Genomic DNA, 18,131 nt, shown 5'->3' with positions numbered 1-18,131 from the left:
CCAGGAGCACGACATGAAACGTCTAGCGTTGTTTCTCATCACCGCTTGCCTGAGCGTGGGCGCCATGGCCGCCGACGTCATCAAGGGCGAGCGCAAGGAAGTGTTCGGTGATATCACCGTGCACTACAACACGTTCAACTCCACCTTCCTGACGCCGGAGATCGCCAAGGCTGCCGAGCTGATTCGCAGCAAGAACCAAGGTGTGATCAATGTCTCGGTGATCAAAAGCGGCAAGCCATTGATCGCCGACGTCAGCGGCACGGTGAAGGACCTGACCAGCAAGACAGTCCCCCTCTCCTTCCGCCAGATCACCGAACAAGGCGCGATCTATTACATCGCCCAGTATCCAGTGGACCAACAGGAAACCCGCACCTTCGAGATCAAGGTGCAAACCGGCGACAAGATCAACACCATCAACTTCAACCAGGAACTGTTCCCCGGCGAATGATGAACCTCACCCAACTCGTACTGGCCAGCCATAACGCCGGCAAACTCAAGGAACTGCAGGCCATGCTCGGCGGGTCGGTGCAGTTGCGCTCGATTGGCGAATTCAGCCAGGTGGAACCGGAAGAGACCGGCCTGTCGTTCGTCGAGAACGCCATCCTCAAGGCCCGCAATGCCGCACGCATCTCGGGCCTGCCGGCGCTCGCCGACGATTCCGGGCTGGCCGTGGACTTCCTCGGCGGCGCACCGGGCATTTACTCGGCCCGTTACGCTGACGGCAAGGGTGATGCGGCGAACAACGCCAAGCTGCTCGATGCCCTCAAGGACGTGCCCGAAGCCGAGCGCGGCGCGCAGTTTGTCTGTGTGCTGGCCCTGGTCCGCCACGCCGACGATCCGCTGCCGATCCTCTGTGAAGGCCTGTGGCACGGGCGCATTCTCACCCAAGCCAGCGGCGAGCACGGTTTTGGCTACGACCCGTTGTTCTGGGTGCCGGAGCGCAATTGCTCCAGCGCCGAGCTGGGGCCGGTGGAAAAAAACCAACTGAGCCACCGCGCCCGCGCCATGGCCCTGCTGCGTCAACGCCTGGGCCTGCAATGATCGATGACGCTCCCGCACCGCTGATCCATGGCGGTGCACAAACGCCCCGGGCGCCACTGCCGGTGTTGCCGCCCCTGGCGTTGTACATCCACATCCCGTGGTGTGTACGCAAATGCCCCTATTGCGACTTCAACTCCCACACCGCCAGTCCACAGCTGCCGGAGGAGGAATACGTCGACGCTTTGCTGGCCGATCTCGATCAGGATCTGCACGGGGTTCATGGTCGCGAACTGAGCTCGATCTTCTTCGGTGGCGGTACGCCAAGCCTGTTCAGCGCCCAGGCCCTGGGCCGATTGCTCAAGGGTGTCGAGGCGCGGATACCCTTCGCCCATGACATCGAAATCACCCTGGAAGCCAACCCCGGCACGTTCGAGCAAGAAAAATTCGTCGCTTACCGGGCCTTGGGCATCAACCGCCTGTCCATCGGCATCCAGAGCTTCCAGCAGGCCAAGCTCGAAGCCCTGGGGCGGATCCATAACGGTGACGAGGCGGTACGCGCCGCCGGCATGGCCCGCCAGGCCGGGTTCGACAACTTCAACCTGGACCTGATGCATGGGCTGCCCAACCAGTCCCTCGACGACGCCTTGAGCGACCTGCGCCAGGCCATTGCCTTGAAGCCAACTCACCTGTCCTGGTACCAGCTGACGCTGGAGCCGAACACGGTGTTCTGGAATCAGCCGCCGACCTTGCCCGAAGACGACACGCTGTGGGATATCCAGGAAGCCGGGCAGGCCTTGCTGGCCGAACACGGCTACGCCCAATACGAAGTCTCGGCCTACGCCCAGCCCGGCCGGGCGGCGCGGCATAACCTCAACTACTGGAGCTTCGGCGACTTCATCGGCATCGGCGCCGGCGCCCACGGCAAGCTCAGCCATCCGGACGGGCGCATCGTGCGCACCTGGAAGACCCGACTGCCCAAGGACTATCTCAATCCGGCCAAAAGCTTCCAGGCTGGCGAGAAAACCCTGGCCAATGAAGAACTGCCGTTCGAGTTCCTGATGAACGCCCTGCGCCTGACCGCAGGCGTGGACGCGCGGCTGTACCCGGAACGCACCGGGTTGCCCCTGCAAAGCCTGGCCGAAGGCCGGCGCGAGGCCGAACAAAGCGGGTTGTTGCAGGTCGAACCGACACGTCTGGCGGCCACCGAGCGCGGACAGCTGTTTCTCAATGACTTGCTGCAGACATTTCTGAGCTGATCAACACAAGGAAATCGAATGGATCTGGTACTCGACCTGCTGGCCACCGTGTCCCGCTGGAGCCGCAGCAACCTGTCGGAAATCTCCCTGGCATTGGTAGGCTGCCTGCTGGTGCTGTTTGGTGCCGACATCAAGGGCTGGGTCGACCAACGCCTGGGCAGCATCGCCGGCGCCTTGCGCGTCCCCTTGATCGCCCTGCTGTGCATGATCGGCAGCGGTGCCGCGCTGATCTATGCCACGCCATGGATCGTCAGGGGCTTGAGCCAGTTCAACAACTACAGCCTGGCGCCGGTGTTGTTGGTGGTGCTGGTGTTGATTGGCGTGGTGGCGGATCGGCGCTGATCCAAAGGCACCTAAAACCAATGTGGGAGCGAGCTTGCTCGCGATGGCGGCCTGACAGCAACATTGATGCTGAATGTCATGGCCTCATCGCGAGCAAGCTCGCTCCCACAGTTTTTATCGCGTGATACTTATGCCACCTTCTCGAACTTCAAATCCCAAACCCCATGCCCCAGCCGTTCGCCACGGCGCTCGAACTTGGTGATCGGCCGTTCGGCCGGGCGTGGCACGCACTTGCCGTCTTCGGCCAGGTTGCGATAGCCCGGGGCGACGCTCATCACTTCCAGCATGTACTCGGCGTAGGGTTCCCAGTCGGTGGCCATGTGCAGCACACCGCCGACCTTCAACTTGCTGCGCACCAGTTCAGCGAACGACGCCTGGACGATACGGCGCTTGTGGTGCCGGCTTTTGTGCCAAGGATCCGGGAAGAACAGCATCAGCCGGTCGAGACTGTTGTCGGCCACGCAGCGGTTGAGCACTTCGATGGCGTCGCAATCGTAGACCCGCAGGTTGGTCAGCCCTTGGGTCAGCACGCCGTTGAGCAGCGCACCGACGCCGGGGCGGTGAACTTCCACCCCGATGAAATCCTGCTCCGGCGAAGCGGCGGCCATTTCCAGCAACGAGTGGCCCATGCCGAAGCCGATTTCCAGCGAGCGCGGGGCCGAACGGCCGAACACCTGGTCAAAATCCACCGGTGCATCGGCCAGGGGCAGGACAAACAGCGGCGCGCCCTGCTCCAGGCCGCGCTGCTGGCCTTCAGTCATGCGCCCGGCGCGCATCACGAAACTCTTGATGCGGCGGTGCTGGCGCTCTTCGCCTTCTTCCGGCAGGACCGGCGTGTCATTCGATTCAGTCATCAATGGCTCTTACTTGATCAGACCATCCAGCGGCGAGGAGGCGCTGGCGTAAAGTTTTTTCGGCATGCGGCCGGCCAGGTACGCCAGGCGACCGGCGACGATGGCGTGCTTCATGGCTTCGGCCATCAGGACCGGCTGCTGGGCGTGGGCGATGGCCGAGTTCATCAGCACCGCTTCGCAGCCCAGCTCCATGGCGATAGTGGCGTCGGAGGCGGTGCCGACACCGGCATCCACCAACACCGGGATCTTGGCTTCTTCCAGGATGATCTGCAGGTTGTACGGGTTGCAGATCCCCAGGCCAGTGCCGATCAGGCCGGCCAGCGGCATGACCGCGATGCAGCCGATTTCCGCCAGCTGACGGGCAATGATCGGGTCATCGCTGGTGTAGACCATCACGTCGAAACCTTCCTTGACCAGGGTTTCGGCGGCCTTGAGGGTCTCGATCACGTTGGGGAACAGGGTTTTCTGGTCCGCCAGCACTTCCAGCTTCACCAGGTTGTGGCCATCGAGCAGTTCACGAGCCAGGCGGCAGGTGCGCACGGCCTCGATGGCGTCGAAGCAACCGGCGGTGTTCGGCAGGATGGTGTAGCGATCCGGCGGCAGGATATCCAGCAGGTTCGGTTCGCCCGGGTTCTGGCCGATGTTGGTCCGGCGCACGGCGACGGTCACGATCTCGGCGCCCGAGGCCTCGATGGCCAGGCGGGTTTCTTCCATGTCGCGGTATTTGCCGGTGCCTACCAGCAAGCGCGACTGGTAGGTACGACCGGCCAGGACGAAGGGCTTGTCGCTACGAACGATGCTCATGGGAAATCCTCTGTTGGGGTGAGGTTCTTGCGAAATGCTGCGAAACCGAGGCGACTAGCCGCCACCGATGGCGTGGACCACTTCGACCGAATCGCCGTCGTTCAACGTGGTTTCGGCGTGCTGGCTGCGCGGGACGATATCCAGATTGAGCTCCACCGCGACGCGACGTCCAGCCAGTTCCAGACGGGTCAGCAGGGCCGCAACGGTTTCACCGTCGGGCAGTTCAAGGGGTTCGCCGTTCAACTGAATGCGCATGCCGGATGCCGCCATCATTTTTAGGGGCTGGCATTCTAGCCCGATCAGTCTGGGCGACCCAAGCCATTCGTCATGAAATGGACCGGCAGGTCAGCCCAGCCGCCAGGCGGCAAGCCCCAGGCACAACCAGCCGATCAGGAACGCCACGCCACCCAACGGGGTGATGATGCCCAGCTTGCTGATGCCGGTCAGGGTCAACAGGTACAGGCTGCCGGAGAACAACAGGATGCCGATGACAAACGAAATCCCGGCCCAAGTGACGACGCGTCCGGGAATGTGCGTGGCCAGCAACGCAACGCCCAGCAACGCCAGGGTGTGCACCAGTTGGTAGGTGACGCCGGTGTGGAAAATCGCCAGGTAATCGGCGCTCAGGCGATTTTTCAGGCCATGGGCGGCAAATGCCCCCAGCGCCACGCCCGTGAAACCGAAAAAAGCCGCCAGCATCAGAAAGCTACGCAACATGGGAACTCCAGTCAGACTCGGTGGGCAGGGTCTGTATAATGGCCCGCTCGACGGGTTCGGCCAAGCCATCTCTATGCTGCGTTTATTGTTTCGACGATTCCTTAAAGCCCTGCTCTGGTTCGCCGTCGGCAGCGTCGTGCTGGTGCTGCTGTTTCGCGTGGTGCCGCCGCCGTTCACCGCGCTGATGATCGAGCGCAAGGTTGAATCCTGGTTCGGCGGTGAGCCGATCGACCTGCAACGCACCTGGCAGCCTTGGGACCGGATTTCCGACAGCCTCAAGGTGGCGGTGATCGCTGGTGAAGATCAGAAATTCCCCGAGCACTGGGGCTTCGACATTGGCGCGATCCAGGCCGCCTTCGCTCACAATGGGCGTGGCGGTTCGATTCGCGGCGCCAGCACCCTCAGCCAGCAAGTGTCCAAGAACCTGTTCCTGTGGTCGGGCCGCAGTTGGCTGCGCAAAGGCCTGGAGGCCTGGTTCACCGCGCTGATCGAGGTGCTCTGGCCCAAGCAGCGGATCCTTGAGGTGTACCTCAACAGCGTCGAGTGGGATGACGGTGTGTTCGGGGCGGAAGCCGCAGCACGCCATCACTTCCGCACCAGCGCCGACGCCTTGTCCCGGCAACAGGCCAGCCTGCTAGCGGCGGTATTGCCCAACCCGCGGAAGTGGAGCGCCAGCCGGCCGAGCCCCTATGTGCTACGGCGGGCGGGCTGGATTCGCCAGCAGATGAGCCAGCTGGGGGGCGACAGCTACCTGCTGGAGCTCAATCGTTCGCGGCGAGCGCCTTGGGCGCAGTAGCCCAGACACTGAAAACCCTTGTGGGAGCGAGCTTGCTCGCGATGACGGTTCGATAGTCAACATTGATGTTGAATGTAATGGCCTCATCGCGAGCAAGCTCGCTCCCACAGGGTCAGCGGTGAATTCAAATCATCGGCACAAACAAAAACGCCCCGATCATCACTGATCGGGGCGTTTTTCATGGCTGCTATCGCAGGTCAAGCCGCAATCGACACCTTGAGCTTGTTCATCGCGCTCTTCTCGAGCTGGCGAATCCGCTCGGCCGACACGTTGTACTTCTGCGCCAGGTCGTGCAGCGTGGCTTTTTCCTCGGCCAGCCAGCGCTGGTAGAGGATGTCGCGGCTGCGTTCGTCCAGCACTTCCAGGGCTTCGTGCAGGTTGGTGTTGGAGTTGTCGCTCCAGTCGGCGTCTTCCAGTTGACGCGCCGGGTCATACCGGTGGTCTTCCAGGTAGTTGGCCGGCGATTGGAAAGCGCTGTCGTCGTCCGCTTCGGCGGCCGGGTCGAAGGCCATGTCATGGCCGGTCAGGCGGCTTTCCATCTCGCGCACTTCCCGGGGTTCTACGCCCAGGCTTTCAGCCACGCGGTGGACTTCTTCGTTGTTCAGCCAGGCCAGACGCTTCTTCTGGCTGCGCAGGTTGAAGAACAGCTTGCGCTGGGCCTTGGTGGTCGCGACTTTCACGATGCGCCAGTTGCGCAGGATGAACTCGTGGATTTCCGCCTTGATCCAGTGCACGGCGAACGACACCAGGCGCACACCCATTTCCGGGTTGAAACGCTTGACCGCCTTCATCAGGCCGACGTTGCCTTCCTGGATCAGGTCGGCCTGGGCCAGCCCGTAGCCGGAATAGCTGCGGGCGATATGTACGACAAAACGCAGGTGGGCGAGCACCATCTGCCGAGCCGCCTCAAGATCCTGCTCATAATAGAGACTCTCGGCCAGTTCACGCTCCTGCTCGGGCGTCAGCAAGGGAATGCTGTTCACCGTGTGCACATAGGCCTCCAGGTTCGCACCCGGGACCAGAGCATAAGCAGGTTGCAAAGAAGTGGTCATACGAAAAAACCTCCGACTCACATAACTCGTGCAGTTCAGCACTGCGAAAATTGACCGGGAACCCAAAGACAAGTTCCCACAAAAACCGAAAGGTCAATACGCGCAAAAAACACTATTTTGGCGCAAGCTCACGCAAGTGGCGTGCGACCGCAATCCATGCACCGATATAACCCAACAGCACCGCGCCAAGCAAGAGCGACAGACCGTCGGCGACTGGCACTCCGGCCAGCGCGAAATCACTGCCGTACAAACCGGCCAGCCCCACTACCGCATCGTTCAGCCAGTCCAGGCCAAACGCCAATACGCCCCAAGACAGAATCCCCGCACCGAAGCCATACAGCGCCCCCATATAAAGGAAGGGCCTGCGTACATAACTGTCCGTACCGCCGACGAGTTTAATCACTTCTATCTCGGTGCGGCGGTTTTCAATATGAAGACGAATAGTATTGCCTATCACCAAAAGTAATGCAGAAACCAGCAGCACCGTCAGACCGAAGACAAACCGGTCGCCGAGCTTGAGGATCGCCGCAAGACGCTCGACCCAGACTAGATCAAGTTGCGCCTGTTGTACCTTCGGCAACTCGGAAAGTCTTTGTCTTAATGCTTCAAGGGCGGGCTTGTCGACCTCGTTCGGGGTCACCAGCACCACACCTGGCAGCGGGTTCTCCGGCAGTTCCTTGAGCGCGTCGCCCAGGCCGGACTGTTGCTGGAACTCTTCCAGCGCCTGCTCGCGGCCGATGTACTCGGCTTCGGCCACACCTGGCATCGCCTTGATCTGCTCACCCAATGCCTGGCCTTCGGCGGGACTGGCGTCCATCTGCAGGTAGAGGGAAATCTGCGCCGCGCGCTGCCAGGAGCCGCCCAGGCGCTCCACATTACTCAGCAATAATGACAGGCCCATGGGCAGGCTCAAGGCAACCGCCATCACCATGCAGGTAAAGAAGCTGCCGATGGGCTGCTTGCCCAGACGCCGCAGGCTGTCCAGCAGGCTGGCGCGATGGCTTTCGATCCAGGCGCGCAACAGCGTGGCGAAGTCCGGGCCGTCGTCATCGTCGCGCTTTTTCTTTTGCGGCTGCGGATCGGAGGCCTTCGGGGCCACGCGTTCGGCCACTTTCGGGCTGCGAGTAGCACTCATGCGCCAGCCTCCCCATCACCGATCAATCGACCGCGTTGCAAGGTGAGCATGCGGTGACGCATGCGGGCGATCAGGGCCAGGTCGTGACTGGCGATCAGCACACTGGTGCCCAAGCGGTTGATGTCTTCGAACACGCCCATGATTTCCGCCGCCAGGCGCGGGTCGAGGTTACCGGTGGGCTCGTCCGCCAGCAGCAAGGCCGGGCGATGGACGATGGCACGGGCGATGCCGACGCGTTGTTGCTGGCCGGTAGACAGGTCGCCCGGGTACAGGTCTGTCTTGTCCGACAGGGCTACGCGCTCCAGGGCCGAGTCCACACGCTTGATGATCTCGGCCTTGGACAGGCCAAGTATCTGCAACGGCAACGCCACGTTGTTGAACACCGTGCGGTCGAACAGCAACTGGTGATTCTGGAACACCACACCGATCTGCCGCCGCAGGTAGGGGATCTGGGCATTGCTGATGGTGCTCAGGTCCTGGCCGGCCAGCAGCAGTTTGCCGGTGGAAGGCCGCTCCATCGCCAGCAACAGGCGCAGCAAGGTGCTTTTACCGGCGCCGGAATGGCCGGTGACGAACAGAAACTCGCCCCGACGGACCCGAAAGCTCAGCTCATGCAAGCCGACGTGACCGTTCGGATAGCGTTTACCGACCTGTTCGAAACGAATCATGAATGCTCCCGTTCGGCAAACAGTGCCTGGACAAAGGGCTCGGCCTCAAAGGTGCGCAAGTCGTCGATGCCTTCGCCCACGCCGATGTAGCGAATAGGCAGGCCGAACTGCTTGGCCAGGGCGAAAATCACCCCGCCCTTGGCGGTGCCGTCGAGCTTGGTCAGGGCCAGCCCGGTCAGTTCGACGGTCTGGTTGAATTGCTTGGCCTGGTTGATGGCGTTCTGGCCGGTACCGGCGTCCAGCACCAGCAGCACTTCGTGGGGCGCGTCGGCGTCGAGCTTGCCGATCACCCGGCGCACCTTCTTCAATTCTTCCATCAGGTTGTCTTTGGTGTGCAGGCGACCGGCCGTGTCGGCGATCAGTACATCGATGCCACGGGCCTTGGCCGCCTGCACGGCGTCGAAGATCACCGAAGCGGAGTCGGCGCCGGTGTGCTGGGCGATCACTGGGATCTTGTTGCGCTCGCCCCACACTTGCAGTTGTTCGACCGCGGCGGCGCGGAAGGTGTCGCCGGCGGCGAGCATGACTTTCTTGCCTTCGAGTTGCAGCTTCTTGGCCAGCTTGCCGATGGTGGTGGTCTTGCCGGCACCATTGACGCCAACGACCAGGATCACGAACGGCTTGTTCTGCGAGGCGATCACCAGCGGCTTTTCCACCGGCTTGAGCAGGCTGGTCAGCTCGCCCTGCAGGGATTTGTACAGGGCGTCGGCGTCGGTCAGCTGCTTGCGTGCGACCTTCTGGGTCAGGCTCTGGATGATCACCGAGGTGGCCTCGACGCCGACATCGGCGGTCAGCAGGCGGGTTTCGATGTCCTCGAGCAATTCGTCGTCGATGACTTTCTTGCCCAGGAACAGGCTGGCCATGCCTTCGCCGATGCTGGCGCTGGTCTTGGACAAGCCCTGCTTGAGGCGGGCGAAGAAGCCGACCTTGTTTTCCTCAGCGCTACGGACGGGCTCGACGGGGGCCATGGTTTCCAGCACGGCAGGTGCCGGCTCGGGTGCGGCAGGCGCAACCACGGGGGCAACGACGGCGGCTGGCGGTTCAATGACAGCTTCGACGACTGGCGCCTCGACAACCTGTGTCGGCGCTGGAATCGGCGGGGTGATATGAGGCGCCGTTTCCTCGACCAGCGCGACGGGCTCTTCCGCCACCGGCAAGGTCAGCCAGGGCGTTTGTTCGGCGGGCGGGGTCAGCGGCTGCTCGGCCATCGGCTCGGCAACGGGCTCAGGCTCGACCGGTTGCAGCACCGGCTCGGCGATCGGCAGGACAATGGGCGCGGCCTCTTCGGCCACTGCCTCGGCGGCGGGCTCAGGCAGCGCTTGCGGCTGTTCGACGACGGTATCCTGCGGCTTCTTGCGCAGCCATCCGAACAGGCCTTTTTTCTCGCCAGCCGCGGCTGGGGTCTTCTTGTCGTCGTTGGAACCAAACATGGAGGACGGCTATCTCACGGTAGCGACGCGCCACGAGGGCGCCTCGGTGATAAATATTCAATGCTGAACAGACTGCGTTTCATCCAGCTTGTTCACGCGCAACATTTTGTCGAAGCGTCCCAGGACGCCTCAAAGTCGATTTTTTCGAAGGACTGGTACGGCATCATCGGCGAAAACGCCGGGATCAACGAGCAAACCCGGGGTTTCTCCGCAGAACCCAGACAACCCCGGGCCGATAAAAGGCCCGATAGGCGTGGCCGCCAGTAAAACGGATCAGTATCCTAGCACCTCCTCGCCTGCCGAGGCTAAGACCTAGCAGGCAACCCAACAGGTTTAAACACGAATGAATGCTCTTGCCCGCCGCGCCGCAGGCCTGCTGCTCAGCACAGTTTGTCTGCCTCTTTCAGCCCTGGCTGCCGACCCACAACCCACCCATGAATTCACCCTCGACAACGGCCTGAAGGTCGTCGTGCGCGAAGACCATCGTGCGCCGGTGGTGGTGTCCCAGGTCTGGTACAAGGTGGGTTCCAGCTACGAAACGCCAGGCCAGACCGGTTTGTCCCACGCCCTTGAGCACATGATGTTCAAGGGCAGTGAAAAAGTCGGCCCCGGCGAAGCGTCGCTGATCCTGCGCGACCTCGGTGCCGAAGAGAACGCCTTCACCAGCGACGACTTCACCGCCTACTACCAGGTGCTGGCCCGCGACCGCCTGGGCGTGGCCTTCGAACTGGAAGCCGACCGCATGGCCAGCCTGCGCCTGCCGCCGGAGGAATTCAGCCGCGAGATCGAGGTGATCAAGGAAGAGCGCCGCATGCGCACCGACGACAAGCCCATGTCCAAGGCCTACGAGCGTTTCCAGGCCATGGCTTACCCGGCCAGCGGCTACCACACGCCGACCATCGGCTGGATGGCCGACCTGGACCGGATGACCGTCGAGGAACTGCGTCACTGGTACGAGTCCTGGTACACCCCGAACAACGCGACCCTGGTGGTGGTTGGCGACGTGACGCCGGAGGAGGTCAAGTCCCTGGCCCAGCGTTATTTCGGCCCGATTGCCCGGCGCGCGGTGCCGGTCGCGAAAATCCCCTTGGAACTGGCCGAACCCGGCGAGCGCCTGATCACCCTGCATGTGCAGACCCAACTGCCCAGCGTGATGCTGGCCTTCAACGTGCCGAGCATCGCCACCGCGACGGACAAGGCATCGGTCAACGCGTTGCGGCTGATCTCGGCCCTGCTGGACGGCGGCTACAGCGGCCGGATCCCGACCCAACTGGAGCGCGGCGAAGAATTAGTGTCCGGCGGCTCGTCGAGCTACGACGCCTTCACCCGCGGCGACTCGTTGTTCACCTTGTCGGCGACGCCCAACACGCAGAAAAACAAAACCCTCGCCCAGGCAGAAGCAGGTTTGTGGCGCTTGCTTGAGCAGTTGAAAACCACCGCCCCGACCGCCGACGAACTGGAACGCGTGCGCGCCCAGGTCATCGCCGGCCTGGTGTATGAGCGCGACTCGATCACCAGCCAGGCCACCGCCATCGGCCAGCTGGAAACCGTCGGCTTGTCCTGGAAGCTGATGGACACCGAACTCGCCGAACTGCAAAGCGTGACCCCGCAAGACATCCAGAAGGCAGCCCAGCTGTATTTCACCCGCTCGCGCCTGAGCGTTGCGCACGTCCTGCCCGAGGAGAAAGCTCATGAGTGAGCGCAAATCATCGCGCCTGGTGCCGATCGGCCTGGTACTGATCGCCCTGGCCGGCGCCCTGGCCTTTTACTTGTCGCCGTCCAGCAACTCCAACGCCAGCCAGGCATTGGACAAGGCCAAGTCCGGCAACAAGCTGCAATCCTTGGCCGAACTGAACGACAAGGCCCCCAGTCGGCGCCAGCTCGACGTGCAAACCTGGACAACCGCTGACGGCGCCAAGGTGCTGTTCGTCGAAGCCCGGGAATTGCCGATGTTCGACCTGCGCCTGACCTTCGCCGCCGGCAGCAGCCAGGACGGCGACGCCCCCGGCCTCGCTCTGCTGACCAACGCCATGCTCAACGAAGGCGTGGCCGGCAAGGACGTCAGCGCCATCGCCCAAGGCTTCGAAAGCCTCGGCGCGGACTTCGGCAACGGCGCCTATCGGGACATGGCCGTGGCGTCCCTGCGCAGTCTCAGCGCAGCCGACAAGCGTGAGCCGGCATTGAAGCTGTTCGCCGAAGTCGTCGGCAAACCGACCTTCCCCGCCGACTCCTTCGCCCGGATCAAGAACCAGATGCTCGCCGGCTTCGAGTACCAGAAGCAGAACCCCGGCAAACTGGCGGGCCTGGAACTGATGAAGCGCCTCTACGGCGAGCATCCTTATGCCCATTCCAGCGACGGCACCGCCGACAGCATCCCACCGATCACCCTGGCCCAGGCCCGGGCTTTCCACGCCAAGGCCTATGCCGCCGGCAACGCAGTGATTGCACTGGTGGGGGACTTGTCCCGCGCCGAAGCCGAAGCGATTGCCAGCCAGGTCGCCGCCGCGCTGCCCAAAGGCCCGGCCCTGGCGAAAACCCCGGCACCGGTGGAACCGAAGGCGAGCATCGGCCACATCGAGTTCCCGTCCAAGCAGACCAACCTGATGCTCGCGCAATTGGGCATCGACCGCGACGATCCGGACTATGCCGCGGTGTCCCTGGGCAACCAGATCCTCGGCGGCGGTGGCTTCGGCACGCGGCTGATGACTGAAGTCCGCGAAAAACGCGGCCTGACCTACGGCGTGTACTCCGGCTTCACGGCGATGCAGGCCCGCGGCCCGTTCATGATCAACCTGCAGACCCGTGCCGAGATGAGCGAGGGCACCTTGAAACTGGTGCAGGACGTGTTCGCCGACTACCTCAAGAACGGTCCGACCCAGAAAGAACTCGATGACGCCAAGCGTGAGTTGGCGGGCAGCTTCCCACTGTCCACCGCCAGCAATGCCGACATCGTCGGCCAGCTCGGCGCCATGGGGTTCTATGACTTGCCGCTCAGCTACCTGGAAGATTTCATGCGCCAGTCCCAGGAACTGACGGTCGAGCAGGTCAAGGCCGCGCTGAACAAACACCTGAGCACTGACAAAATGGTCATCGTCACCGCCGGCCCGAGCGTGCCGCAAAAGCCGTTGCCGCCCCCTACTGACAAACCTGCCGAGCAGCCGCTCGGGGTTCCGGAGCACTAATGGCCCGCCCATCGAATTCCAGCAAGAAACCTGTGCACAACGGTGTGAACCAGTTGCGCATCATCGGCGGCGAATGGCGCAGCCGGCGCCTGAGTTTCCCGGATGCCCCGGGGTTGCGCCCCACCCCGGACCGCGTGCGGGAAACCCTGTTCAACTGGCTCGCGCCCTACGTGGCAGGCGCCCGGGTGCTCGATCCGTTCGCCGGCAGCGGCGCACTGTTTCTCGAGGCCCTGTCCCGTGGCGCCGCCATGGGCCAGGCGCTGGATGCCAGCAACCTGGCGGTCTCCAGCCTCAAGGAACACCTGGGCACCCTGCGTTGCACCGTCGGTCAGGTGCAGACCGCCGACGCGCTGCGCTACCTGGACAGCCAACCGGCAACGCCTTTCGACCTGGTGTTCCTGGACCCTCCTTTCAACCAGAACCTGTTGCCGACGGTCTGCGCCTTGCTCGAGGAGCGTCACTGGCTGGCCGAGGATGCCTGGGTCTACACTGAAAGCGAGACTGCCCCGTCCACCCTGGGCTTGCCGGGCAACTGGCGCTTGCACCGCGAGCAGAAATCCGGACGGGTGTACTACGCGTTGTGGCAGCGTTTGCCAAAGGACATTGGCTGAACGGCTGACCAGTGCATCGAGAATAATAATGATGTCCGCCGCATCTGAACGTTTCGTCCCTGCCCCGGGCCTTGGCAACCCGCACCTGCAAACCTTGTGGGGCCCTTTGTGGCGCCAGACCACCCACATCGAGCGTCAACGCGAGCGCCTGTGGCTGGAAGACGGTGATTTCCTCGACCTCGACTGGCACGGCCCCCACAGCGCCGAGGTGCCACTGGTGCTGGTGCTGCACGGGCTGACCGGCTCTTCCAACTCGCCTTACGTGGCCGGGTTGCAGCAGGCGCTCGGCCGCCAGGGCTGGGCCAGCGCGGCCTTGAACTGGCGCGGCTGCTCGGGCGAGCCGAACCTGTTGCCCCGCAGCTACCACTCGGGCGTCAGCGAAGACCTGGCCGCCGCCATCACTCACTTGCGCGCCAGGCGGCCCTTGGCGCCACTGTTTGCGGTGGGTTATTCACTGGGCGGCAATGTGTTGCTCAAGCACTTGGGAGAAGCCGGCCGCGACAGCCAGTTGCAAGGGGCGGTGGCGGTCTCGGTACCGTTTCGCCTCGACCAGTGCGCCGATCGCATCGGCCAGGGATTTTCCAAGTTCTACCAGGCGCACTTCATGCGACAGATGGTGGCCTATGTGCGCAACAAGCAACGCCAGTTCCAACACGACGGACGCCACGAAGGCCTGGCGACCCTGGCGGCCCTTGGCCCGCTGGAGAACATGCGCACCTTCTGGGACTTTGACGGCCGAGTGACGGCACCGCTGCACGGGTTCTCCGATGCGGCGGACTACTACCGCCGCGCCTCCAGCCGCTATTTCATGGCGAGCATCAGCACGCCGACCCTGGTCATCCAGGCCGCCGACGATCCTTTTGTGTTTCCCCACAGCCTGCCCGAACCCGGCGAGTTATCCACCTCGACCCGACTTGAACTGCACGCCCGGGGCGGGCATGTCGGGTTTGTCGACGGAACCCTGCGGCGCCCGGGGTATTACCTGGAGCGGCGGATTCCCGATTGGCTGGCCGGCCTGAGGCGCGGCTGACCATTTGCAGACAACACAAATCCCCTGTGGGAGGTGTTCACCGGTTCAGCGTTCACCAAGAATCCCCTGTGGGAGCGAGCTTGCTCGCGATAGCGGCGGGACAGCGACATTGAAATTGCCTGGCACACCGTCATCGCGAGCAAGCTCGCTCCCACATTTTTTTGGGGTATTCACCGGTTCTGCGTTCGCCAGGCATCCCCTGTGGGAGCGAGCTTGCTCGCGATAGCGGCGGGACAGCGACATTGAAGTTGCCTGGCACACCGTCATCGCGAGCAAGCTCGCTCCCACATTTTTTTGGGGTGTTCACCGGTTCAGCGTTCACCAGGAACTCCCTGTGGGAGCGAGCTTGAACTGGCCTAATGATTTTGGACACTTCAATCGGGCGCTATGATGGCGCCCAAATCTGAGGTGTTTTGGTTATGCGTAAATCTTACTCCAGTGAGTTCAAACTCAAAGCGGCCAGCATGGTGCTGGACGAGGGACAGTCGGTTCCCGAAGTCTGCGCCAGCCTGGATATTGGGCCCACGGCGCTTCGCCGCTGGGTCGATCAGGTTCGCAAGGAACGCTTGGGTTCGACCCCGGTGGGCGCCAAGGCGATTACCGCTGATCAGCGTGAAATTCAGCAGCTCAAAGCGTTGCTCAGGCAAAAAGACCTGGACATTGAAATCCTAAAAAAGGCCAGTGCTCTCCTGCTTTTGGACTCCAAAGATCATTCTCGTTGATCAATGAGCTGGACGAGCAGTACGGCATTAACAATTGCTGTCGGGCGTTTGGAGTCAACCGCAGCAGCTTTTACGCCTGGCGTCAGCGCCAAGGCAAAGTGAAGCCCGAGCGGGAGAAACTTAAAGCCGTGCTGGTCGAGCATCACAAGGAGTCCAGAGCATCCGCGGGGTCTCGCACCCTTTCCAAGGAGCTGCAAGCAAAGGGACATCGTGTCGGGCGGCATATGGCTCGCAGCTTGATGCGCGAAGCCGGTGTTGCCAGTCGTCAGCGCCGGCGGCACAAGTACAAATCTTCCGGCGTGGAAGCGTTGGTGGCGCCGCACGTGCTCAAGCGCAAGTTTGATGTCACGGCGATCAACCAGGTGTGGTGTGGCGATGTGACGTACATCAAGGTCGGCAAGCGCTGGATGTATTTCGCGGCGGTGCTGGATCTGTTTGCTCGCCGGATCGTGGGCTGGTCGTTTTCAATGATTTCCGATGCCTCGCTGACCTGCGAAGCGTTGCGAATGGCGGTGCAATTGCGAGGTTGCCCAAAAGAGGTGCTGTTTCATTCCGATCAAGGCTGCCAATACACCAGCCACAAATTCAGGAATGAAATGCGCAAGCATGGACTCCTGCAAAGCATGAGTCGCAAAGGTGAGTGCTGGGACAACGCCCCGATGGAGCGTTTCTTTGGGAGCCTGAAGTCGGAGTGGGTGCCAGAAGATGGCTACAGCTCGGAGCATGAAGCCCGCGTGGATGTGCAGCGTTATGTGATGCGTTACAACAACGTCAGACTCCATAGCTACAACGACTACCGGTCGCCGGTAGCTATGGAGAAACTGGCAGCATGAAACCGTAACTGGTGTCCAAAATTAGTTGACCAGTTCAGCTTGCTCGCGATAGCGGTGGGGCAGCGACATTGAAGTTGCCTGGCACACCGCTATCGCGAGCAAGCTCGCTCCCACATTGGTTAGGGGCTGGGCTATTCGCCCTTCGCCACGCCCCGCTGGGGATCATTGATCCATTCACTCCACGAGCCGGCGTACAGCCGCCCCAAGGGATACCCTGCCAGGCACAAGGCGAACAGGTTATGGCACGCCGTCACGCCGGAGCCGCAGTACGCCACCAGTTCGGTGGGCGAGCGCTCGCCCAGTTTTTCGGCGAAGCGTTGCTTGAGCTGGGCGGCCGGCAAGAAGCGTCCATCGGCGCCCAGGTTGTCGGTGAACGCTGCGCACTGGGCGCCCGGGATATGCCCGGCCACCGGGTCGATCGGCTCGACTTCGCCCTTGAAGCGCGGCAACGCCCGGGCATCCAGCAGGGTCATGGCCGATTCGCCGAGGCGTTGTTGCAGCGCTTGCGCATTGATCAACAAGCTCGCATCCGGCGCCCCCGTGAAAGTCCCACGACTGTGCTGCGGCGGATCCAGGCTCAACGGCAAGCCAGCGGCATGCCAGGCCTTGAGCCCACCGTCGAGGATGGACACGCCATCGCGCTTGCCCAGCCAGGCCAGCAACCACCAGGCCCGCGCGGCATAAGCGCCGGGGCCGTCGTCGTACAGCACGACGTCGCTGTCGTTATCGAGCCCCCAAGCCCTGAGGCGCTCGACCAAGGCTTCGGGCTCGGGCAGCGGATGGCGCCCGGTCACGCCTTTGGTCACCGGCCCGCTCAGGTCGCGCTCAAGGTCCGCGAACGACGCCCCGGCAATGTGGCCCTCGGCATAACTGCGTTGGCCGTAATCCGGGTCTTCCAGGGCAAAACGACAGTCGAGGATGACCAGCCCGGGCCGTGATCGCCGCTGTTCGAGGGCTTGGGGGCTGATGAGTTGCGCGATGGGCATGGTGAGCTCCTGTGGCTAAGTCGGGGATCGATCCTACTGCCCTTCCTCCAGGGTCTGGGCCAGGGGGACGTAATATTCCTTGAACAGTGCATCCACCGCTTCGCGGGCCTGATCGGTCACGAAACCGGCTTCCAGCACCAGCACCTGATAGACGCCGCGCTTGATGGCCTGCTCACTCAGGTGGCTGAAATTTTCCCGCGTGGTGCACAGGAACCGCACCCAGGACGTGAGGATGATCCAGGCGTTGAGGGTCAGAGACTCGATCTGCACCCGGTCCATCTTCAGGATGCCAGCGGCAACGAAACCTTCGTAGATCGCGGTGCCGTGGATCAGGCAGCGCTGGGAAAACCGACGATAGCGGGCCGCAAGGTCCGGATCGCTGTCGAGCAGATGCTCCAGGTCCCGGTGCAGGAAGCGGTAGCGCCACATGGCCGCCAGCAGCTCCTGCAGGTAGAAGCGCTTGTCATCCACCGTGGCCGCCCGGCCCTGGGGCGGACGCAGGAAGCTGTCTACCAGGTTCTCGTATTCACTGAACAGCACGGCGATGATCGCCTGCTTGTTGGGGAAGTGGTAATAGAGGTTGCCCGGGGACATGTCCATGTGGGCGGCGATGTGATTGGTGCTGACGCTGCGCTCACCCTGTTGGTTGAACAGCTCGAGGCTGTTTTGCACGATGCGCTCGCTGGTTTTCATTCGTGGGGCCATGGTTTGGGCTTTAATTCGACGAAGGAA

At 62.6% G+C, this 18,131-nt stretch carries 21 protein-coding genes; 11 read left to right on the top strand and 10 right to left on the bottom strand.

The window, feature by feature from the left end:
- Nucleotides 1-13: 13 nt before the first annotated feature.
- The 4 genes from J4E63_RS29425 to J4E63_RS29410 are packed head-to-tail and all read left to right on the top strand — an operon-like array spanning nucleotide 14 to nucleotide 2,579.
- On the top strand, nucleotides 14-448 hold the full coding sequence (locus J4E63_RS29425) for a DUF4426 domain-containing protein (protein WP_060740199.1): 435 nt from the start codon (nucleotides 14-16) through the stop codon (nucleotides 446-448).
- Entirely contained in the window at nucleotides 445-1,041 is a 597-nt protein-coding gene (gene rdgB, locus J4E63_RS29420) for an RdgB/HAM1 family non-canonical purine NTP pyrophosphatase (protein ID WP_060740198.1), read from the top strand. Before J4E63_RS29425 ends, rdgB begins: the two co-directional genes overlap by 4 nt.
- Nucleotides 1,038-2,237 (top strand): radical SAM family heme chaperone HemW, encoded by a 1,200-nt coding sequence (gene hemW / locus J4E63_RS29415; protein ID WP_259334269.1) that lies wholly within the window; start codon nucleotides 1,038-1,040, stop codon nucleotides 2,235-2,237. The genes rdgB and hemW overlap by 4 nt, the downstream gene beginning before the upstream one ends.
- 18 nt (nucleotides 2,238-2,255) lie before the next feature.
- A complete protein-coding gene (locus tag J4E63_RS29410) occupies nucleotides 2,256-2,579 on the top strand; it encodes a DUF3392 domain-containing protein (RefSeq protein WP_060740196.1) in 324 nt (107 codons plus the stop codon).
- 128 nt (nucleotides 2,580-2,707) lie between these two features.
- Here J4E63_RS29410 and trmB read toward each other — a convergent pair whose 3' ends face one another.
- The 4 genes from trmB to J4E63_RS29390 all read right to left on the bottom strand — a co-directional run bounded on the left by trmB (nucleotide 2,708) and on the right by J4E63_RS29390 (nucleotide 4,954).
- Nucleotides 2,708-3,433: a tRNA (guanosine(46)-N7)-methyltransferase TrmB gene (gene trmB, locus J4E63_RS29405; RefSeq protein WP_207284077.1), complete on the bottom strand. Its 726-nt coding sequence runs from the start codon at nucleotides 3,431-3,433 to the stop codon at nucleotides 2,708-2,710.
- A 9-nt stretch (nucleotides 3,434-3,442) separates the two neighbouring features.
- Nucleotides 3,443-4,237: a thiazole synthase gene (locus J4E63_RS29400; protein WP_060740195.1), complete on the bottom strand. Its 795-nt coding sequence runs from the start codon at nucleotides 4,235-4,237 to the stop codon at nucleotides 3,443-3,445.
- Between the two features lie 54 nt (nucleotides 4,238-4,291).
- Nucleotides 4,292-4,492: a sulfur carrier protein ThiS gene (thiS, locus tag J4E63_RS29395; protein WP_060740194.1), complete on the bottom strand. Its 201-nt coding sequence runs from the start codon at nucleotides 4,490-4,492 to the stop codon at nucleotides 4,292-4,294.
- A gap of 90 nt (nucleotides 4,493-4,582) precedes the next feature.
- Nucleotides 4,583-4,954, bottom strand: coding sequence for a DUF423 domain-containing protein (locus tag J4E63_RS29390; protein WP_192262661.1), 372 nt, complete (start codon nucleotides 4,952-4,954; stop codon nucleotides 4,583-4,585).
- A gap of 73 nt (nucleotides 4,955-5,027) precedes the next feature.
- On the opposite strand from J4E63_RS29390, the gene mtgA reads away from it, so the two are divergent.
- On the top strand, nucleotides 5,028-5,750 hold the full coding sequence (gene mtgA, locus J4E63_RS29385) for a monofunctional biosynthetic peptidoglycan transglycosylase (protein ID WP_207284076.1): 723 nt from the start codon (nucleotides 5,028-5,030) through the stop codon (nucleotides 5,748-5,750).
- A gap of 197 nt (nucleotides 5,751-5,947) precedes the next feature.
- Here mtgA and rpoH read toward each other — a convergent pair whose 3' ends face one another.
- From rpoH to ftsY, 4 genes are all read right to left on the bottom strand, one after another.
- A complete protein-coding gene (gene rpoH, locus J4E63_RS29380) occupies nucleotides 5,948-6,802 on the bottom strand; it encodes an RNA polymerase sigma factor RpoH (protein WP_003177476.1) in 855 nt (284 codons plus the stop codon).
- 112 nt (nucleotides 6,803-6,914) lie between these two features.
- On the bottom strand, nucleotides 6,915-7,937 hold the full coding sequence (gene ftsX / locus J4E63_RS29375) for a permease-like cell division protein FtsX (protein WP_092203093.1): 1,023 nt from the start codon (nucleotides 7,935-7,937) through the stop codon (nucleotides 6,915-6,917).
- Nucleotides 7,934-8,605 (bottom strand): cell division ATP-binding protein FtsE, encoded by a 672-nt coding sequence (gene ftsE, locus J4E63_RS29370; protein WP_060740190.1) that lies wholly within the window; start codon nucleotides 8,603-8,605, stop codon nucleotides 7,934-7,936. The genes ftsX and ftsE overlap by 4 nt, the downstream gene beginning before the upstream one ends.
- Complete coding sequence (gene ftsY, locus J4E63_RS29365; protein WP_207284075.1) at nucleotides 8,602-10,035, bottom strand: signal recognition particle-docking protein FtsY; 1,434 nt, start codon at nucleotides 10,033-10,035, stop codon at nucleotides 8,602-8,604. Before ftsY ends, ftsE begins: the two co-directional genes overlap by 4 nt.
- Before the next feature lie 343 nt (nucleotides 10,036-10,378).
- Here ftsY and J4E63_RS29360 point away from each other — a divergent pair, with 343 nt between their 5' ends.
- The 6 genes from J4E63_RS29360 (at nucleotide 10,379) to J4E63_RS29340 (ending at nucleotide 16,413) form a co-directional block, all read left to right on the top strand.
- On the top strand, nucleotides 10,379-11,734 hold the full coding sequence (locus tag J4E63_RS29360) for a pitrilysin family protein (protein ID WP_207284074.1): 1,356 nt from the start codon (nucleotides 10,379-10,381) through the stop codon (nucleotides 11,732-11,734).
- Entirely contained in the window at nucleotides 11,727-13,217 is a 1,491-nt protein-coding gene (locus tag J4E63_RS29355; protein ID WP_207284073.1) for a pitrilysin family protein, read from the top strand. Before J4E63_RS29360 ends, J4E63_RS29355 begins: the two co-directional genes overlap by 8 nt.
- Complete coding sequence (rsmD, locus tag J4E63_RS29350; protein ID WP_060740186.1) at nucleotides 13,217-13,828, top strand: 16S rRNA (guanine(966)-N(2))-methyltransferase RsmD; 612 nt, start codon at nucleotides 13,217-13,219, stop codon at nucleotides 13,826-13,828. Before J4E63_RS29355 ends, rsmD begins: the two co-directional genes overlap by 1 nt.
- Nucleotides 13,829-13,859: 31 nt before the next feature.
- The gene (locus J4E63_RS29345) at nucleotides 13,860-14,858 is read left to right on the top strand and encodes a hydrolase (RefSeq protein WP_207284072.1); all 999 of its coding nucleotides are present in this window, start codon (nucleotides 13,860-13,862) and stop codon (nucleotides 14,856-14,858) included.
- A gap of 464 nt (nucleotides 14,859-15,322) precedes the next feature.
- Nucleotides 15,323-15,580 (top strand): transposase, encoded by a 258-nt coding sequence (locus tag J4E63_RS31040; RefSeq protein WP_237140769.1) that lies wholly within the window; start codon nucleotides 15,323-15,325, stop codon nucleotides 15,578-15,580.
- The gene (locus J4E63_RS29340; protein WP_259333607.1) at nucleotides 15,577-16,413 is read left to right on the top strand and encodes an IS3 family transposase; all 837 of its coding nucleotides are present in this window, start codon (nucleotides 15,577-15,579) and stop codon (nucleotides 16,411-16,413) included. Before J4E63_RS31040 ends, J4E63_RS29340 begins: the two co-directional genes overlap by 4 nt.
- 131 nt (nucleotides 16,414-16,544) lie before the next feature.
- On the opposite strand, the gene J4E63_RS29335 is transcribed toward J4E63_RS29340, so the two are convergent.
- Together J4E63_RS29335 and J4E63_RS29330 are read right to left on the bottom strand one after the other, a co-directional pair.
- Nucleotides 16,545-17,399 (bottom strand): sulfurtransferase, encoded by an 855-nt coding sequence (locus J4E63_RS29335; protein ID WP_207284071.1) that lies wholly within the window; start codon nucleotides 17,397-17,399, stop codon nucleotides 16,545-16,547.
- Between the two features lie 33 nt (nucleotides 17,400-17,432).
- Nucleotides 17,433-18,104, bottom strand: a complete 672-nt coding sequence (locus tag J4E63_RS29330) for a TetR/AcrR family transcriptional regulator (RefSeq protein ID WP_060740184.1) — start codon at nucleotides 18,102-18,104, stop codon at nucleotides 17,433-17,435.
- Between the last annotated feature and the right edge of the window lie 27 nt (nucleotides 18,105-18,131).

Source organism: Pseudomonas sp. FW300-N2F2 (assembly GCF_017351655.1).
Classification (GTDB): Bacteria; Pseudomonadota; Gammaproteobacteria; order Pseudomonadales; family Pseudomonadaceae; genus Aquipseudomonas; species Aquipseudomonas fluorescens_AA.
Note: the sequence above shows the minus strand (reverse complement) of the source record. Positions and strands in the feature narration are given on the sequence as shown.

Coding starts and splice junctions, on each gene's coding strand:
- J4E63_RS29360 (WP_207284074.1), top strand. CDS start 10,379: ATGAATGCTCTTGCCCGCCGCGCCGCAGGCCTGCTGCTCAGCACAGTT.
- rdgB (WP_060740198.1), top strand. CDS start 445: ATGATGAACCTCACCCAACTCGTACTGGCCAGCCATAACGCCGGCAAA.
- ftsY (WP_207284075.1), bottom strand. CDS start 10,035: ATGTTTGGTTCCAACGACGACAAGAAGACCCCAGCCGCGGCTGGCGAG.
- trmB (WP_207284077.1), bottom strand. CDS start 3,433: ATGACTGAATCGAATGACACGCCGGTCCTGCCGGAAGAAGGCGAAGAG.
- J4E63_RS31040 (WP_237140769.1), top strand. CDS start 15,323: ATGGTGCTGGACGAGGGACAGTCGGTTCCCGAAGTCTGCGCCAGCCTG.
- rpoH (WP_003177476.1), bottom strand. CDS start 6,802: ATGACCACTTCTTTGCAACCTGCTTATGCTCTGGTCCCGGGTGCGAAC.
- J4E63_RS29345 (WP_207284072.1), top strand. CDS start 13,860: ATGTCCGCCGCATCTGAACGTTTCGTCCCTGCCCCGGGCCTTGGCAAC.
- ftsX (WP_092203093.1), bottom strand. CDS start 7,937: ATGAGTGCTACTCGCAGCCCGAAAGTGGCCGAACGCGTGGCCCCGAAG.
- J4E63_RS29425 (WP_060740199.1), top strand. CDS start 14: ATGAAACGTCTAGCGTTGTTTCTCATCACCGCTTGCCTGAGCGTGGGC.
- ftsE (WP_060740190.1), bottom strand. CDS start 8,605: ATGATTCGTTTCGAACAGGTCGGTAAACGCTATCCGAACGGTCACGTC.
- thiS (WP_060740194.1), bottom strand. CDS start 4,492: ATGCGCATTCAGTTGAACGGCGAACCCCTTGAACTGCCCGACGGTGAA.
- J4E63_RS29355 (WP_207284073.1), top strand. CDS start 11,727: ATGAGTGAGCGCAAATCATCGCGCCTGGTGCCGATCGGCCTGGTACTG.
- rsmD (WP_060740186.1), top strand. CDS start 13,217: ATGGCCCGCCCATCGAATTCCAGCAAGAAACCTGTGCACAACGGTGTG.
- J4E63_RS29410 (WP_060740196.1), top strand. CDS start 2,256: ATGGATCTGGTACTCGACCTGCTGGCCACCGTGTCCCGCTGGAGCCGC.
- hemW (WP_259334269.1), top strand. CDS start 1,038: ATGATCGATGACGCTCCCGCACCGCTGATCCATGGCGGTGCACAAACG.
- mtgA (WP_207284076.1), top strand. CDS start 5,028: ATGCTGCGTTTATTGTTTCGACGATTCCTTAAAGCCCTGCTCTGGTTC.
- J4E63_RS29330 (WP_060740184.1), bottom strand. CDS start 18,104: ATGGCCCCACGAATGAAAACCAGCGAGCGCATCGTGCAAAACAGCCTC.
- J4E63_RS29400 (WP_060740195.1), bottom strand. CDS start 4,237: ATGAGCATCGTTCGTAGCGACAAGCCCTTCGTCCTGGCCGGTCGTACC.
- J4E63_RS29390 (WP_192262661.1), bottom strand. CDS start 4,954: ATGTTGCGTAGCTTTCTGATGCTGGCGGCTTTTTTCGGTTTCACGGGC.
- J4E63_RS29335 (WP_207284071.1), bottom strand. CDS start 17,399: ATGCCCATCGCGCAACTCATCAGCCCCCAAGCCCTCGAACAGCGGCGA.